The following is a 17,028-nucleotide window of genomic DNA, read 5'->3' as shown; positions in this document are numbered from 1 at the left end:
GATTATTATACAATGGCTACTTATTTTTTATTGATTATCTACTTGGCCTTCATCAGCCTAGGGCTGCCCGATTCCCTATTGGGATCGGCGTGGCCCGTCATGCAATCCGACGTTAACGCGTCGCTGGGCACGGCGGGTTTGTTGTTCATGATCATTGCGTCAGGCACGATCGTGTCCAGCTTAGCGAGCGGAGCCGTATTAAAGCGGTTCGGAACGGGCAAAGTCACTCTCGTCAGTTGCATCATGACGGCAGGCGCCTTATTTGGTTTTTCCGTTGCTCCGTCGCTGGCGTGGCTTATCGTTTGCGCCATTCCGCTTGGCCTTGGCGGGGGTTCCGTCGATGCCGGTTTAAACAACTACGTGGCCGCGCATTACAAAGCGCACCACATGAGCTGGTTGCACTGTTTCTGGGGAGTAGGCGCGACTCTCGGACCGATGATCATGGCCCAATTCATCTCGGGGCAATCATCTTGGAGAGACGGCTACCTTACGGTCGCGGGTATTCAATTGGGATTGGTTGTCATCTTATTCTTAACGCTGCCCTTGTGGGATCGCGTCGCAAAATCAAGCAACGTTAGTCGCAGCGAACAAATCGAGGATTCAGACGGCTTGTCGAATGACGAGGAAGACGGCCAACCCGTTAAACCGTTGCGGATGAAGGGAATCAAGCTAGCTCTGGCATCCTTCCTATTCTACAGCGGAGTCGAAGCCACCGTGGGCTTATGGGGAAGCAGCTTTCTGGTTGACGTGAAGGGCTTGACCGCATCGTCGGCCGCGTTATGGGTTTCCCTGTACTTCGCGGGCATTACGATCGGGAGATTCGTTACCGGATTTATAACGTTTAAGTTAAGCAACCGCACGCTCATTCGCGGAGGTCAAATCATTGCTTTATCCGGAGCGGTGTTCCTAGTCCTGCCCTTGCCGTCGGGATTCGCGCTTGCCGGCTTGATGATTATCGGGTTAGGTTTGGCTCCGATTTTCCCTTGCATGCTGCATGAAACCCCGGTGCGATTCGGGAAAAAGAAATCCCAAACCATCATGGGTTACCAAATGGCCTTAGCTTATACCGGAAGCACGCTTTTACCTCCGTTGCTCGGGTTTATGGCTTCCCATACGACAATTGGAATTTTTCCGGCGTTTATCGCGTTATCGGCCGCGGCTATGCTCCTGTCTTCTGAGAAGCTGAATGTTTTATTGAAGATGAAAAGTTCGGGTCTCGAACATGGTCGACCGATCCATTGAGGCTAGAATGGGATTCAATTCAAACAATTGTTCAATGTGGTACACGCCATGCGGCAATTCGGCGCGATACGCTCTCTCGGCTACGAAAGCCGCGACTTTGGCCGTGATTTCGGCTTCGCTCGTTCCCTGCAAGAAGCTTTCCACCTTCACGTGCTCGTGGTCTCTTTTCCCCCAAGCATCGATTTTCACGGCGAATATCTCCGTACCGAATTTCATTCGCCCGAATAGTTGGACGGCGGCAGAGCGGACCGGCTTATATCGTAATAAACGGAACATTCCGGACGCTTTGAGCCCCGCCAACAATCCGGTTATCGCAACCGAATCGAAACAAAGCCGAGTGGAAACGGTAGGTACCCCTAACGTTAGCGGCAGCACATGTTGATCCGAGAAGTTGAACCGGTATGCCTTCCTGCTTCCCAGCGGCCCTCCGAAATTCGTTTTCTTGCCATCCGCGAAGCTTGCAACCGCAACCTTCTTGTCCCCTCTCACGACTTCGAAATCGTTGCCCAGGTTGTCGATCGTCCATTCAATGGCGGCTTTGCCATGATGATCTCCCATGCCGAGCATAATGGAGATGTCTAGAGCATCCGTATGATCCATTAGACTTTTGGCATGATAAGCCATCAGATTAGTCAGTCCCGGCGCAAGCCCGATACTCAAAATGGCCGTAGCTTCGTTAGCCTTAGCCTCCGCTTGCAGCTGTTCCACTTGAGCCAAGAAGGAATGGTTCGCGGAAACGTCTACGTAATCGATTCCGTTCTCGAAACAGAATCTGACGAATGAGGTATCCGTTTGATCGAGGCACATGACGACAAGCTTTACTCGATCCCGGAGGGTGCGGTCGAAACCTCCAGCAATATTAAGCTGCAGGGGCAGGACCTTCCCGTTGGTCGAGCGGCTGAATTGCTGGGCACGGCTTAGATTTCTACCCGCCGCGTATACTTTACCCGGAAAACATTCGCCAAGCTGTCTGCTTATCGATTGTCCTACATGGCCATATCCGCCAACGACGACGATGTAATCTTTCATAGAGGTCATCTTCTCTCCTCGTTAACGCGATGTCTGATTAAATAGTATAGATACTAAACTAAAAGGCAAAAAAATTACTTTTGCAGAAATTCGTTTAATTTTTCTATGCAGGTTTCGAAAATTTCGATTTCTTGCCGGCTTAGCCGCGAACGAAGCTGGTCGTAAAATTGAAGTTGAACCTCTTCATGAGCCTTGTATGCTTCCTTCCCTTTCTCGGTAAGCGAAATCAGCACCCCCCTCGAATCGTGGGGATACGGCGAACGCGTTGCCAGTTGCTTGGCTTCCAACCGAACGATAAGCTGGGAGACCGCGCCTTTCGTCACTTCGAGGCGAGCGGCGAGCTCGCTCATCAGAATGCTTCCCTCGTAACCGATCGCTTCGATCGTATGGATCTCGCTCGGCGTTAACGATCCGGCATTGCCGAAGGTTTGAGGGTGGCGTTCGAGACGTCGGAGCTGCATAATCAGTCGGCCGAGGTTGCGGCTTCCTTTGTTCATAGGGACGGGGTGGGAGTCGTTGTGATTATCCATGTTTTTAGTTTAGTATCTAAACCTACTTATTGTCAACTTTCAGTTTTGAAGACCGAAATTTGAGCTGAATCGGAAATAAGCAAAAGTTAACGTTGACGTTAACGTTCAAAAAGATTATTCTTATTTCATTCGCAAGGAAGCAAGATTCAAGCGGAGGGATGACGTGGATAAATTCAAGATCGACGACGTGGCCAAGGAGTGCGGATTGACCAAACGAACGATTCGGTACTATGAGGAAATCGGAGTGCTGTTCCCTCCGGAGCGAAGCGAAGGCGGGATGCGGTTATACACCCGCAAGCATATCGAACGGTTGAACCAAATCGTGAACGCGCGGGATGTTCTCGGATTTTCGCTTATGGAGATATTGAATTTCGTATCGGTTCGGGAGAAGCTTGGCGAGCATCGCGATAGCTATTCCAAATCCGAGGAAGCCGAGCATAAGCTGCAACAGTTGGTGGAAATGAAAGAGATGGCCAGTCAGCAACTGGCCATGGTCGATGAGAAGCTGGCCAAGATGATTGAATTTCGCAAGGAAATCGAGAAAATGCAACAACGGATCGACGAAGGCATAACCAAAATGTCGACTTAAAAAGGAGTCTTCCGTAACCATGCAACCCTCAACTAGGAAAGGGGCCAATCCGGCCGAACAGACTCAGCATAAAACGAGAGTCAGTATGTTTAATCAACCGATAGCGGTATGGGCTGTCGCTTTCGCCAGCATTATCGCTTTCATGGGGCTCGGTCTCGTGGACCCCATTCTGCCGATGATGAAAGACCAGTTAGGCGCGTCGGATAGTCAGCTTACATTGCTGTTCACGAGCTATAATGCGGTTATGGCGTTAGCCATGCTCGTAACCGGCGTTATCTCTTCCCGTCTAGGGATTAAGAAAATGTTGCTCGCTGGCATCGTCCTGATCGCCTTGTTCTCCGCGCTTGCGGGAACCGCGGGCAATGTCATGGAAATAGTCTGGCTTCGGGCTGGATGGGGACTCGGCAACGCGTTCTTCGTCGCGACCGCGCTCACGGCGCTCGTGTCGATGTCCAGAGTCGGCGTCGCGAAGTCGATTATTTTGTTCGAAGTGGCGGTCGGGCTTGGTATCTCCGTCGGCCCTCTCTTGGGCGGCGAGCTGGGCGCGATTTCGTGGCGCGGTCCTTTCTTCGGCGTCGCGGGGCTGATGGTTATCGCGTTCTGCTGCATCTTCTTCATGATGCCGAAGAAACCCGCGATGGCGGTCGCCGCGCCGGCAACGAAGAAGAAAGCTTCGATCCTCGATCCGTTCCGTGCGCTTAAGCATCGCTCGTTGCTCGTATTCGGCCTCGCGGCGATGCTGTATAACTTCGGATTTTTCACTTTGCTCGTCTACGCGGCGCTCGTACTCGGTCACTTGCACCACCTGGACGTACACCAGCTCGGATATGTATTCCTCGGTTGGGGTCTCTTGTTAGCCTTCACCTCGGTATTTACGGCTCCGAAGCTGCAGAAGGCGCAAGGCACGATCAGCGCGATGTGCGTGCAATTGTTGCTCTTCGCGGCAACGCTAGCCGCAATGGGTTATTGGACGACGGACAAAGTCGTCGTCATCGCGATGGTTATTCTTGCCGGCGCGTTCCTCGGCAATAACAATACGCTCATCACGACCGCGGTTATGAACGCCGCCCCCGTCGAGCGCTCCACGGCTTCCGCCGCATACAGCTTCCTTCGGTTCGTCGGCGGAGCTCTCGCTCCTTACTACGCGGTCAAGTTCTCGGAGTGGTTCGACTTCCATGCGCCGTTCTACATCGGCGCGGGGTTCGTGGTTCTGGCCGTCATCGTCATATGGCTGAACCGCAAACACCTGAAACACGTGGACGAGGTCGAAAGCGAGCATTAACGATAATAGAATGAACAAGCAGGTCTGATTCTCCGGCTTGCTTGTTTTCATTTTAGCGAAGCAAGATTATGATAAGAGACAAGCACATACGTATAGAAAGCAGGGGAACGCATGAATGAAATCATGAGCAAATTGCTAAGCCAAGAGGAAGAGCTGCAGTTCGCTTCCTTTACGAACGAAGATGCGCTGCAATTGGGGTTGTTGATCGTTGAAATCGCCAAAGCGGAATTCGAGAAGGGCATTGCCGTGCATATCGAGAACGATGAGCATCCTTTGTTCACGCATTACATGAAGGGAACCTCGCAAGGCAATAGGTATTGGATTCACACGAAGAAGAACGTCGTGAATCATTACGGGAATAGCTCCTTGTACGTGGGGGAGATGTTCAAAGACAAAGGGACTACGTTCAAAGAGAGTTCCGATTTGCCCGAGTCGGATTATCAAGGGGAAGGCGGATCTTTCCCGATAACGGTACGCGGGCAAGGGAAAGTAGGAACCGTCACGGTGACCGGGTTAACGGGCGAAGAGGATCATTATCTGGCGGTAGAAGGCATCCGCAAATATCTATCTCGCAAATAAGCGGATCAGTCTCAGCGTAGTCGCCGGAAAGTCGTTTACAACGGGGCAGGGATCTCCTAAAATAAAGAAAGCTTGAAGTTCGGAAGGGGAATTTATACTTATGCCAGCAACTTTGTAATGGAATAAGACAGCGCAAAAAATTTCGTTATTCGCTCGTATAACGGGATAGGTGCGTCCTCTTGACCCATTACAAGGAGCTTCGGGCTAAGTATGTTATTTATACTTGCGGAGTGCCTTTATTGAGGCACTCCGTTTTATTTTACGAAAATACAAATCGATCCCCAAAGAGGTGTTTAGAAATGAGCCATTCATTTACGATAGAGCTGGAATTCGTTAGATTGCGGACATTTACCGAACTGGATTATGAAGAATTATATGATCTCACGAGGCAAACGGAAATTACGGATCTTCTGCCGGATTGGAATATGACGGAGGAACAGCTGGAAGGTTTCCTTGGTTTCGTTATTGGGAGCTATGATACGTTCGATCCGTCGGACGTGAGAATTTTATTAGCCATGGAGCACAAGCGAGATAAGCGACTTATTGGATGGTGCGGCGTTTTTCCTAACGACTTGTTGGATCCGATAGCAAGGGAAATCGCTTATGCGATCTCGAAGGATTATCGCAATCAGGGTCATATCACGGCCGCGGTTCGGGCTATGGCTTCCTTCGTCTTCCGTCACACTCAGTTGGAACAAATCGTTGCCATCGTTAAACCCCATAACCATGCATCGAGAAGAGTCGTGGAGAAAGCGGGTTTTCGTCATCTTGATCTCGTCCGGTTATCCGACCAACAGGACTATGATTATTTTGAATATCCAAAGACCGGCTCGGACGAATCGGAGATCGACAATCGATTGCTTGTTCGTAAAGCAAGACCGGAGGATGCCGAAACTTTAGCGGATATTATGAAAAGAACGTTTAATCGGGAGATAAACATTTGGCATCAAGCGGAGGGGCCTCCGGACAATAATCTTTGCCCTCCTGGCTACGACTCGGTGGAAATGCACAAGTATGCGATTCGAGAATCGCATTATTACGTCATTGTATACGAAAGACGAACGATTGGCGGCATTTGCATTAACTCTACGGGCAAGAGACATGCCAGGATAGATAAGCTGTTCATTGATCCGAGCTATCAGGGACAGGGTTTCGGGTCGAAGGTCGTTTCTCTGATCGAGAAGGCGTTTGCTACCGTAGAAGAATGGAGGTTGGAAACTTCAAGCAAGCAAGTTCACAACCATCGCTTCTATGAGAAAGCGGGCTTCGTCAGAACCTATGAGTCGGAGCGTGAGTATGGTTATGAGAAAATCATACCGAGGGTGAAGGATGCAATTGGGATCAAGCATATAGAAGGGGAAGCTTCCAGAATGGAGAACCGGAACTTCTCGGATACGGAGTTCGAGAACTGCTTCATGAAAGGAGTAGATTTCTACAAAATAAATTTAGAGGACGGTCGATACACCAATAGTAATCTGCAAAACAGTCAGTTTACCGACTGTAACCTAAGTGGCTCCAAATTCACGAATCTAAACCTCACGCATGTTCTTCTGGCCGACTTAAGGTTAAGCGGCAGCGAGATCGGATTGGTTTCTTTGGACGGAGTTTACTTTCACGATACGAATCTAGGGGCGGATAAGAAACCAATATTGTTCGAGAGATGCGATTTGAGCGGCAGCGAGTTGCGCGGGTGTAATCTTACGAACGTAAATATTCGTCAATGCGATCTGTCGGGAATGAAAATTAACGATATCCCCGCTGATGAACTGTTGAGCGCTTATTACAAAGCGGTCAAGTAAACAATCTGATAGGCCGCCGGATTCCGGGCGGCACTCCGTTTCGCATTCGACAAGCCCGGGTGATTAAGCCCGGGCTTTCGTTATTCGCGGGGTAAATTCGCGTCTAGCCATGGACGAAGGATAGGAAGAACGCGGGCCGCTTGCATAGCTTGCGTATGATCGAGCCCCGCAAGCACGGACACATCCCAGCCCAGCGCTTCTAGTTGCTGGCGTTGATGAATGAGCGGACCGGCAATGTCCACCTGAACATTCCCCCAACGCTCGCCGTAATCGATCTTGTCGGCCGATCCTGCGAAGCAAAGGCGAGGGCAAGCGATTCCGGATTGGGCGGTTCGATCGTCGAAGCGTTGAAGTTCCTGGTACAAGGTGACGAACTGTTTCGTCTGGGCATCGCTCATCGTTACTTCAACCGACGACCAATCGAATTCATCGGACGTTGCGGGGAAGTCGCTAGTGTTAACATACGTTGAAGCGGTCATTTCATGGGTCGCTTGCGTTACTCTTAGCATTTCCTTGTATGGACCGGCAATCGGAGGAAAACCTCCCATAACGAGTGCCGAAAGGCGAGAGGTTTGAATAGCTAACTGCATTCCGCTAAGCGCAAGCCAGGAATATCCGTAATAGGCGAATTGTCGTGCGTCCACCGCATCGGCAACGGACAGAAAATCTTTAGAGATGTTAGCCGGAGTTAAGGTGTCGGGTTTTGCCGCGCGTAAGACATGGCCTTCATAGTCGAATGCGATTACGCGATAGTTGTCGCTGAGTCCATCGATTAACGAACGTCCAAGGGCAGGATCCGCTCCCCATTTGAGCATCTCGTCGGCCTGCGGCCCCACGATCGGATGCGGATTTACCGGAAGCAATAGATCAGGTCCTTCTCCCTTAACTTCTACCTCGATCTGATGTCCATCATGCATTACGGCTTTCATACGGATCAATCCTCCAATTCAATGGTTATACAATCTACTGTACAACATGAAAGCAAGTGAGAAGGTAGATGTGTTATGCCGCGTTAAAATTGGAGGAGTACTCGATTCGAACCTTAGTATTGCGCTTTAATGTTTTTGGTTAAGGTTTGATGAGGTAGGCCGAACGCAAATACAAGATCCGCTTTTAATAGAAAGGGTATGTTAAAATTTAGGTGGATTATCAATGGGGATGAGTGGAGTATCAACGAGGGGAGGAATCGTCTGTGGAGCAGGACGTAATCGTAGTAGGAGCGGGGCTCGCAGGTTTAGTAGCGGCGGCGGAGATTGCGGACGCAGGCAAGAAAGTAGTGTTGCTAGACCAAGAGCCGGAAGCTTCGTTGGGCGGTCAGGCTTGGTGGTCATTCGGAGGTTTGTTTCTGGTCGATTCGCCTGAACAACGCCGGTTGGGCATTAAGGATTCCAAGGAGCTTGCGTTACAAGACTGGCTAGGGTCGGCCGGCTTCGATCGGGAAGACGATGAGGATTATTGGGGACGGCAATGGGCGGAAGCCTATATTGATTTCGCGGCCGGGGAGAAAAGGGCTTGGTTGCGCAAGATGGGCATAAGTTTCTTTCCGGTCGTTGGCTGGGCGGAACGAGGCGGATATTTGGCGGAAGGTCATGGAAACTCCGTTCCGAGATTCCATATCGTATGGGGTACGGGACCCGCTATCGTTGAACCCTTCGAACGTCGCGTTCGCGAGCATATGAACAACGGCTTGATCGACTATCGGCCTCGCCATAGGGTGAATCAACTCATTCGGCATCAAGGTGCGGTAGTAGGTGTAAGCGGTTCCATATTGGTTCCGAGCGATGCGGCCCGCGGGGAGCAAAGTTCAATGGACATAAGCGGGCCATTCGAGCTTCGCGCGCGGGCGGTGCTCATCACCAGCGGCGGCATCGGCGGCAATCAGGAGTTGGTTCGGGCAAACTGGCCTAAGCGGCTAGGCGATCCTCCGAAACAGATGCTTTCGGGCGTTCCGTCGCACGTGGACGGGCGAATGCTCTCGATTACCGAACAAGCGGGCGGCCGCATCGTGAATAAGGATCGGATGTGGCATTACACGGAGGGCATTCGCAATTGGAATTCGGTCTGGCCCGCTCACGGGATTCGTATTCTTCCGGGACCGTCTTCGCTCTGGTTGGATGCGCGCGGACGGAGGCTGCCGGCCCCGAATTTTCCGGGTTTCGATACCTTAGGTACGCTTGAGGCTCTTCGAGGAACGGGATACGACTACTCGTGGTTCATCTTGACGCAGAAAATCATCGAGAAGGAATTCGCGCTCTCGGGTTCGGAACAAAATCCGGACTTAACCGGTAAGAGCGTTCGGCAGGTGCTGGCCCGGGCGTTGCCTGGAGCAACGGGTCCCGTTAAGGCATTCATGGATAAAGGCGAGGATTTCATCGTTGCTAGCGATCTGGAAGAATTGGTTGCAGGAATGAATAAGCTTACGGGAGAGAATCTCTTAAGCTTCGAGGAAATCAAACGGCAAATACAAGCCCGCGATCGGGAAATGGACAACGCGTTTACTAAGGATCTTCAGATTACGGCATTGCGGGGAGCGCGCAATTATAAGGGAGATAAGTGGATCCGGGTAGCCCGGCCGCACAAAATACTCGATCCGAAGAACGGTCCCCTGATCGCCGTTCGGTTACACATCGTCAGCCGCAAAACGTTAGGAGGACTGCAAACGAATTTGTCCGGGCAGGTTATCGGCTCCGAGGGCGCAGCCATACCCGGTTTGTACGCGGCGGGAGAAGTGTCCGGATTCGGGGGCGGGGGCATGCACGGATATCGAGCGTTGGAAGGCACTTTTTTGGGAGGCTGCCTCTTCTCGGGGTTGGTAGCTGGTCGTGCGATATCGACAATTTAAGCGCGCTTGGGTGTGCCTAACCGTCAGGGGGGGTGCGCATAAGCTTTGTTATCGCGCTCATGCGTAGTTTATACCGGTCAAGGCTTCCGGATGGAAGCCTTGACTCGATTCAAGCCGAAGAACGGTCGTCCCTGCCTTAGTAGGCGGTTTTTTTGCGTTTGTCGGAATTTTTTTTACAAAACTCCCGGATAAATTCCCGACCCTTCGGGAAGGCGTCTCTTGTTGACGGGATAATAGGGAACATACGATAAGGAGGTCAATTTATTCGTCGAGATAAAGGAGATTCGATGGCATATGATCCGAGTACCCGATCGTTTCTTTAAGTTCTGTGGATGGATGTTGCTGTTGTCCGGGCTGCTTACGACAATCATTCAATATATTCATTTGGAGGACGTTCCTTCGGGAATGGAGCAAATGGATATCTTCGTCGATGTTGCCGTGTGGACCCATATCGGGCTGCTGATTTCTTTCACCATGTTCCTGATGGGATTTGTTGGATTGTATTTACGTCAAGCGGCGGGTCTGAAATGGTGGGGTTGGCTGAGTTTCGGCATGCTGTTCCTCTTCTTCATGTTGGATGGCACGCATTCGCCGGTGCAAATTTTCGGCTATCCGGTTTTCTTCGACAATATTCAGACCGAAGAGCAGTTGCAAGCCGCTTCCGACCTGGTGATGAGGATCGGATCGGAAGGGCCGGGTTTTGCGTTAATGATCCTGTTGATGCCGTTGATGCTCTTCGGATCGATTCTGATGGGAATTTCCATGCTCCGCGCGCGCATCCTCCCCAAGTGGCCCGCGATTATGACTCTCGTCTCCGTCATCTTTATTTTCCTGCCTTACGGCCCCGTGACGAAGTATATTTTCCCGTTGCCTTACTTGATCTATGCTTGGTACGGCTGGATTCTCGCATTCGAGAAGAGAGACGAGACGGCAGCTTTAATCGAAGAAATGAGAACCCGTGACGCGAAGGGAATACATGTCAAAGAAGTGGAGCAATCGATATGAAGAAGGCGATAAGATTCAGCGTATTGGCACTCGTGTTCGCCATAGCGACAGTAGCCTCGGGGTGTTCCGGGAGCAACAATGAGGAGGGGAGCCTAACGATTAAGACGGGCTCGGGCAAGACGGTACTCTCCTCCGAATCCGAATGGCCGAAAGGACTTCCCGCGGATATTCCCAAGATGGAAGGAATGGTCGTCACCGCTTCCTCCGTATCCGATTCGGGGAATATAACGGTCGCGGTCGAAGTAGAGAAGCCTCTAGACGAGGTGGTGAAGCTGTATCAGGATTATTGCCAATCGGCCGGATACACGCAAACTTTAGAGATGAAGGAAGAGTTCACGTATATGTATTCCGGTACTCGCGGCCAAGAGGTGTTCGTCTTCAATTTCAGCTTGGATCAAGAGGACGGTCGGACGGTCATGGGCTCGATCGTATATGAGAGCAAGGGATAACGCATAACCGTTAGTCTTCGTGACCGGATGTATGGTAGACTACTAATCAAGATGATGTGGTCGGGATCCATCGGCACGAAGGAGTGGAAGCGGGTGTTTGCGCAACAGCGGCATCAGTTAATTATCCATCAATTAAAAAGGGACAAATCGATCCGAACCTCGGAGCTCATGGAAACGTTCGGGGTCTCGTTCGAGACGATCAGGCGCGACCTGGAGTATTTGGAGAGCGAAGGTTTGATTCAACGCGTTCATGGGGGAGCGATTCTGAAGGAACCGGACTACACTCGGGAAATTCCGTTGCCGCTTCGCGAATCTATATACGTGGAAGAGAAGACGGAGCTCTCTCAGATCGCTTCCAGGTACGTGACGGAAGGAATGTCCATCGCCCTTGACGTGAGCACGACCAACACGCAGATTGCGCGAGTGCTCAAAGACAAGTTTCAACGTCTGACGATCATTACGAATTCGTTGCCGATCATGAACGAATTGATCGACATGCCGAATTATACGTTGATTATGATCGGCGGAATGATTCGGAATTCGGAGCAAAGCATTATCGGCGATTTAGCCGAAGAATTCGCTTCCCGGTTTCATGCGGATTTATTCTTTATGAGCATGAGCGGAGTGACCATCGATGAGGGCATTACCGATTACGGGATAGGCGAGATCCAGGTGAAGAAGATTATGCAAGCGAACGCGAAGCATACGATCGCGCTTGCGGACAGCAGTAAATTCGATCATGTCTCTCTCATCAAAATATGCGCTTGTTCGCAGGTTGATCGGTTCGTAACGGACTCCAAGATCGATCGGGAGCTTGTGGAAAGGTACAAACGAAACCGAATCGAAATCGTCTACGAGTAGGCGTTAGAGACGGGACGGCACCGAAAGCAAATAAGCAGCAGACGTTGGATCGGCCGCGTCTGCTGCTTTCTTTTGTCCGCTATACGATGTTTCCTCCGTTTTTTATTCCTGATGCTCGCTTGTACAACTTCGCAACGGTCCGGTCCCTCGGCGAAGTCTTTGCAATCGAAATTAGTGCCTAGACCCCTACATTTCGAAATAAATTTCTGCGGCGATTGCGCAGGATGAAACCGCGAATTTCTCAGAGGAGGGGCTTCGTGGTTTTTTATTGCCTGTGTTTGTTTGCTGCTTAGGTCGATTTTTTTAGGGAGTAATACTAGGCACTTTTTAGTCTGCTTCTCCGTAGTCGTCATCCAGCCTAATGCTAAGGAACATTTCCGTGAATCGTTAGTCAACTTTCGAAGGGTGTAAGGTACTCTCAGTGCGCTTCCCGGTTCACTAGCCGAAATTTGGGAGGTGTAAGGTACTCTCTGCAGCTAGAATAGAAAGTGGACACCTCATAAGAACTAACAGATAATAAAAAACAATAAGAAGATGAGGTGTCCGGTATGGGTGAGAAGAGACAGCATTACAGTGAAGAGTTTAAAGAACAGACTGTTAAATACATTCAGGAACAGACAAAGACATTGCCCCAGATCGGAGAAGATTTAAACATCCCAAGTGGTACGTTAAAACAGTGGATGACCAAGTACCGCAAGTTTGAGAATGAACCGCTTGTAGATCGTGCGACCCTTCACCAGAAAGATAAGCAACTGATGGAGCAAGAACGCACGATTGAGGATCTCAAGGAAGAAATCGCTATCCTAAAAAAGGCCATGCACATCTTCAGCAAAGAAAGGAACTAAGGTTCCAGTTCATCGAAGATCATCGCTCCGAGTTTCGAATGGAGAAGATGTGCACAGTTCTATGTGTATCACGGAGCGGGTTACTACTTACGTAGCACTAAACTGAAACTGACCGCGAAGAACGGAAACGAGTGATTGGTGCAAAGGGAGGGATTGTTTCAGAAGTGTGGAAATAAACCCGCGAATGCTGGCAAACTGCTGTCCGCCGATAGCTGTCCGAAAGCAACCCGAGATCTTTTGTTTCACCTTGGACATGCGAATGTCTCGTTCAGCCAGATTGTTATCAAATGGGATTTGGTCATCGTAAAGAAAGCGGAGTACCGACGCCTTGTGGCGCGTAAGTCGGTCTCCAAGGTTCGCTGCAATACTTTTGCATTTCCGCCCTCGTGGCCCCGTTTTCTCGGGAACCTTATCTGTTGACCATTCGTTTGCTCCAAGCACCAGAATGTCGTCGTACTGACGGTCAATCTCAGCGAGGAGTGCATCTGACATTCGCGTGCCGGAGGCTCTAGCCGCTTTGGCCATTTTCCAACTTCGGCGAAGCAATTCTTTCATTTGGGCTGCCCATTGATGTCGATTGTGATCTACGATGCCCTGGCAGTCACGCAGGAGATGCGCATTACAGAGCGCATGGGAGAACGTTACGTCTGATTTGAAATACGAGGAAAAGCAGTCATGCACGACGATCCCCTTATAGGCAGGCAGCACATCCATTTCGGTGAACGCCGGCCCGCATCGTTTTTCGTTCATATGCAGTAACGTCCATTCGGCGCTCGAGTGCGTATGAAGATGTTGTTGTTTCCCGTTCAAACGCATGGGCGTTTCATCGCAGCAAATGAAGGGTTCTTTGCGCAGTTGCGCTTTGATTACCGGTTCATGCTCCGCTACACGGGATGCCATCGTATTCAGTTGCTCAAGCAAAGTGCGTTCGCTCGGGCGATACCTGGTCAAATCGAAAAAGAACTGAGCAATGCGCTTCAAGGGGAGCAACTGATAGACGCTCAGATACGTCGTCCAAGCAGCAAAGCTTTCCCCGTATTGAACAGGTGCTTTAACTGCGCTGGGAAACTCGGCTCTTTGCAGGGTGCGACAACAAGGACAGCGCTTCTCTTCGGCGCGATGCTCGGTGGTGATGAGCGGAGCTAGGGGTAGGTCAAGCACCTGCCTTTTGATCCAATCCTGCGCAGGTAGTTCAGCCATGGAATGATTGCAGTTTTTGCAGGTGGTAAGGGGATGGACGACAACTTCGTCCGGCTCCAGATGAAAACGAAGGGTATGCCCTTCATGCCCTTTAGGAGCGCCTTTCTTGCCTCCGGGCTCGCGTAAGTTGTTCTTTTTGCGCAGTCCATCACTCGAGGGTGGTTTGCTGCTGTTGTTGCTATTTTGACCGATCTGGCGTTCTAGCTCCTGTACGCGATTTTCGAGCTTCTTGATTTGCCGGGTTTGCGTTTCCACGATCTCGGTTAACTTTTCGTTTTGGGCTAGGAGCGCGGAAATAAAGCCAGCAATCTCGGTATCTCCTTTGCTAACGTGTAGTACCTGTTTCGATGTTAGCTTCACTGTACGCGCTCCTTCCACAAAATCTGATAAGAGAATACTTCTACATCGCCCACTGAAAATCCTTTAAAACAGAAAAAAATCTCCCCAGTTTCAGGGAGACGTAAGTAGTAACACGGAGCGGTTACTATAAATGGCTTCTGGAGAAGACCGTCCAGAACAGTTATCAGAAGCGTCGCAGAGCGCTATTGGCGCGAATCACCTGGCTTTTCCTGGACGCTCACAACAGGTATGGTAGCCCTAAAATCACAAAACTTCTACGAAAAGAAGGTTGGACAGTTTCTGAACGTTTAGTAGGGAAAATCATGCATGAGAATGGTTTACGTTCTTGTGTATCTAAGAAATTCCGAGTGACCACCACTGACTCGAATCACGATCAACCTATAGCACCAAACGTGCTGAATCAGAATTTTAAGACGACTGCACCTAACAAGATTTGGGTAACCGATATTACCTATATACCGTGCCGTGAAGGTCGTTTGTACCTCGCCAGCGTTCTGGATTTATATACCCGTAAGATTGTGGGCTGGAAGCTCGCAGACCGGATGACAACCGATTTAGTGCTTGCAGCTCTTGATCAGGCATACAGTACGCACAAACCTCCCAAAGGGCTTATACACCACTCTGATCGGGGTTCGCAGTATGCATCAGATGAATACCGTGAAAGGTTAAAGCAATATGGCATGGAAGCAAGCATGAGCCGCAAAGGTAACTGCTACGACAACGCCTGTATCGAATCGTTCCACAGCGTGCTGAAGAAGGAGTTTATTTACTGTACGAAATTTCAAACGAAGGCGCAGGCGCAACAAGAGATGTTTGTATATATTGAGCTCTTCTACAACCGTAAGAGAATACATGGTTCGCTAGGTTACTTATCACCTTCGCAATTCGAAGCTCAGTACTATAGCAGTATTAAATAAACGCTCTTATAGCGTGTCCACTTTCTTGACAGAGGTCCACTCAGTGCGCTTCGAGGATAGTTAGCAGAAATTTGGCTGGTGTAAGGTACTCTGAGTACGTTTCGAGGTTCGTCAGCCAACCTTCGGCAGCTGTAAGGTACTCTCAGTGCGTTTCGAGGTTCGTCAGCCAACCTTTGGCGGAGATAAGGTACTCTCAGTGCGTTTCGAGGTTCGTTAGCCAACCTTCGGCGGATATAAGGTACTCTCAGTGCGTTTCGAGGTTCGTTAGCCGAAATTTGGGAGGTGTAAGGCACTCAGTACGTTTCGAGGTTCTTCAGCCAACCTTCGGAGGGTAAGGTACTCTTTGTACTCTAATGGACTTGCCGTGGATAGAGAATGTTGAAGAACTTTTTTGGGCCATCGTACCCTCTGTTGCGAAGTTAGTTTCACGGTTTCATGCACGCCTTACTAGCAAAGTTTCTTGAATCATTACTTCACTATAAGAAGCTCGAATTCCTTTAAAGAGTCAAAGAAAGAATCTCTCCGAATTTGGGTTGACCTGGACAGTAGCCTGTGTTTGTTTTTATTATATTGAATTTGTGTGTGTTTGTGTGTTAGTATGTTGGATATTCCAATGTGAGAAGAGTGCTTCCAAGATGATCATCCTTCCGCTAGTCCTAGTGTTATGTTCCGGTTTGGCGCATGCCGTATGGAATTTGTTCGCGAAGCAAAGTACGGATAAACCGGTGTTTCTATGGGTTATCTATGCCCCGGCAACTCTGCTTCTATTGCCAACGTTATTAACCGAACTGGCGGCGCATTCCTTCACGCCGTTCGAATGGTTGATGATGGGGCTATCGCTTATCATGCAAGCGGTATATGCCATGTTGTTAGCCTTCACGTATAAGGCGGGGGACCTGTCGCAGGTGTATCCGATTATGCGGGGGACGCCCACGTTGCTGACTCCCGTTGCCGGAGTCCTCTTGTTAGGGGAGGCTTTACCGATATGGGGTTGGGCGGGTTTGTGCTGCATGCTAGTCGGATTCGTCGTTATGGTCGGAAGAAGCTCTCGGAACGTGGATCAATCCTCTTATAACAAACCCGTCTGGTTGGCGTTATGCGTCGGCTTGTGCATTACGGCGTATACGCTGGTCGATAAGGTGAACTTAGAGCATCTATCTCCGCTTGCTCTGTTAGATTTGACATGTATCGGGTTTATGCTGGGACTCACGCCCGCCGTCCTTAAATTTGACCGGTTGAAAAAGGTCGTTCGCGAGAACAAGAACATTATTTGGTTAGGCGCGATCTTGTCGCCGGGTTCGTATTTGTTATTCTTGTTTGCTGCAAATATCGCGGATGTATCTACGGTCGCCCCCATGCGCGAGGTAGGCATCGTGTTCGGTACGCTACTTGGATTATTCGTATTGAAAGAGTCGCAAGGGGCTCGAAGATTAACGGCATCGGTCATTGTCGTGACCGGGATTGTCATGATCGCTTCTTCTTCGGGGAGTTGAATAGCG

General features: G+C 50.2%; 15 protein-coding genes and 1 pseudogene. 12 read left to right on the top strand and 4 right to left on the bottom strand.

What is annotated here, in order from left to right:
• Positions 1-12: 12 nt before the first annotated feature.
• Positions 13-1,242, top strand: a complete 1,230-nt coding sequence (locus tag HH215_RS21855) for an MFS transporter (protein WP_169281823.1) — start codon at positions 13-15, stop codon at positions 1,240-1,242.
• On the opposite strand, the gene HH215_RS21850 is transcribed toward HH215_RS21855, so the two are convergent.
• A complete protein-coding gene (locus HH215_RS21850; protein WP_169284520.1) occupies positions 1,192-2,271 on the bottom strand; it encodes a saccharopine dehydrogenase family protein in 1,080 nt (359 codons plus the stop codon). The two genes, HH215_RS21855 and HH215_RS21850, sit on opposite strands and share 51 nt — an antisense overlap.
• Positions 2,272-2,345: 74 nt before the next feature.
• Positions 2,346-2,801: a MarR family winged helix-turn-helix transcriptional regulator gene (locus HH215_RS21845; RefSeq protein WP_254450180.1), complete on the bottom strand. Its 456-nt coding sequence runs from the start codon at positions 2,799-2,801 to the stop codon at positions 2,346-2,348.
• Between the two features lie 163 nt (positions 2,802-2,964).
• On the opposite strand from HH215_RS21845, the gene HH215_RS21840 reads away from it, so the two are divergent.
• The 4 genes from HH215_RS21840 to HH215_RS21825 all read left to right on the top strand — a co-directional run bounded on the left by HH215_RS21840 (position 2,965) and on the right by HH215_RS21825 (position 7,050).
• Complete coding sequence (locus HH215_RS21840; protein WP_169281822.1) at positions 2,965-3,390, top strand: MerR family transcriptional regulator; 426 nt, start codon at positions 2,965-2,967, stop codon at positions 3,388-3,390.
• Positions 3,391-3,409: 19 nt separating this feature from the next.
• Positions 3,410-4,672, top strand: a complete 1,263-nt coding sequence (locus HH215_RS21835) for an MFS transporter (protein ID WP_169281821.1) — start codon at positions 3,410-3,412, stop codon at positions 4,670-4,672.
• A gap of 111 nt (positions 4,673-4,783) precedes the next feature.
• A complete protein-coding gene (locus tag HH215_RS21830; protein WP_169281820.1) occupies positions 4,784-5,251 on the top strand; it encodes a heme-degrading domain-containing protein in 468 nt (155 codons plus the stop codon).
• A 299-nt stretch (positions 5,252-5,550) separates the two neighbouring features.
• Entirely contained in the window at positions 5,551-7,050 is a 1,500-nt protein-coding gene (locus HH215_RS21825; protein WP_169281819.1) for a GNAT family N-acetyltransferase, read from the top strand.
• An 80-nt stretch (positions 7,051-7,130) separates the two neighbouring features.
• On the opposite strand, the gene HH215_RS21820 is transcribed toward HH215_RS21825, so the two are convergent.
• Entirely contained in the window at positions 7,131-7,979 is an 849-nt protein-coding gene (locus HH215_RS21820) for an alpha/beta fold hydrolase (RefSeq protein WP_169281818.1), read from the bottom strand.
• 263 nt (positions 7,980-8,242) lie between these two features.
• On the opposite strand from HH215_RS21820, the gene HH215_RS21815 reads away from it, so the two are divergent.
• The 5 genes from HH215_RS21815 (at position 8,243) to HH215_RS21795 (ending at position 13,052) form a co-directional block, all read left to right on the top strand.
• Positions 8,243-9,892 carry an FAD-binding dehydrogenase gene (locus HH215_RS21815; RefSeq protein WP_169281817.1) on the top strand — a complete coding sequence of 550 codons (1,650 nt, stop codon included), beginning with the start codon at positions 8,243-8,245 and terminating at the stop codon, positions 9,890-9,892.
• 294 nt (positions 9,893-10,186) lie between these two features.
• A complete protein-coding gene (locus tag HH215_RS21810; RefSeq protein WP_169281816.1) occupies positions 10,187-10,897 on the top strand; it encodes a hypothetical protein in 711 nt (236 codons plus the stop codon).
• On the top strand, positions 10,894-11,346 hold the full coding sequence (locus tag HH215_RS21805; RefSeq protein WP_169281815.1) for a hypothetical protein: 453 nt from the start codon (positions 10,894-10,896) through the stop codon (positions 11,344-11,346). Before HH215_RS21810 ends, HH215_RS21805 begins: the two co-directional genes overlap by 4 nt.
• Positions 11,347-11,439: 93 nt before the next feature.
• Positions 11,440-12,207 carry a DeoR/GlpR family DNA-binding transcription regulator gene (locus tag HH215_RS21800; RefSeq protein WP_169281814.1) on the top strand — a complete coding sequence of 256 codons (768 nt, stop codon included), beginning with the start codon at positions 11,440-11,442 and terminating at the stop codon, positions 12,205-12,207.
• 548 nt (positions 12,208-12,755) lie between these two features.
• Positions 12,756-13,052, top strand: coding sequence for a transposase (locus tag HH215_RS21795; protein WP_169281813.1), 297 nt, complete (start codon positions 12,756-12,758; stop codon positions 13,050-13,052).
• An 87-nt stretch (positions 13,053-13,139) separates the two neighbouring features.
• Here the strand turns inward: HH215_RS21795 and tnpC are convergent, their stop codons facing one another.
• On the bottom strand, positions 13,140-14,612 hold the full coding sequence (gene tnpC / locus HH215_RS21790; protein WP_169281269.1) for an IS66 family transposase: 1,473 nt from the start codon (positions 14,610-14,612) through the stop codon (positions 13,140-13,142).
• Positions 14,613-14,731: 119 nt separating this feature from the next.
• On the opposite strand from tnpC, the pseudogene HH215_RS21785 reads away from it, so the two are divergent.
• Together HH215_RS21785 and HH215_RS21780 are read left to right on the top strand one after the other, a co-directional pair.
• Positions 14,732-15,529 (top strand): annotated as a pseudogene (locus HH215_RS21785) (IS3 family transposase); the annotation flags it as partial.
• Positions 15,530-16,164: 635 nt separating this feature from the next.
• Positions 16,165-17,022, top strand: coding sequence for a DMT family transporter (locus HH215_RS21780; protein ID WP_169281812.1), 858 nt, complete (start codon positions 16,165-16,167; stop codon positions 17,020-17,022).
• The last annotated feature ends 6 nt before the right edge of the window (positions 17,023-17,028 follow it).

The organism is Cohnella herbarum (genome assembly GCF_012849095.1).
In the GTDB taxonomy this organism is placed as follows: Bacteria; Bacillota; Bacilli; order Paenibacillales; family Paenibacillaceae; genus Cohnella; species Cohnella herbarum.
This window is presented reverse-complemented; position numbering and strand designations above follow the sequence as displayed.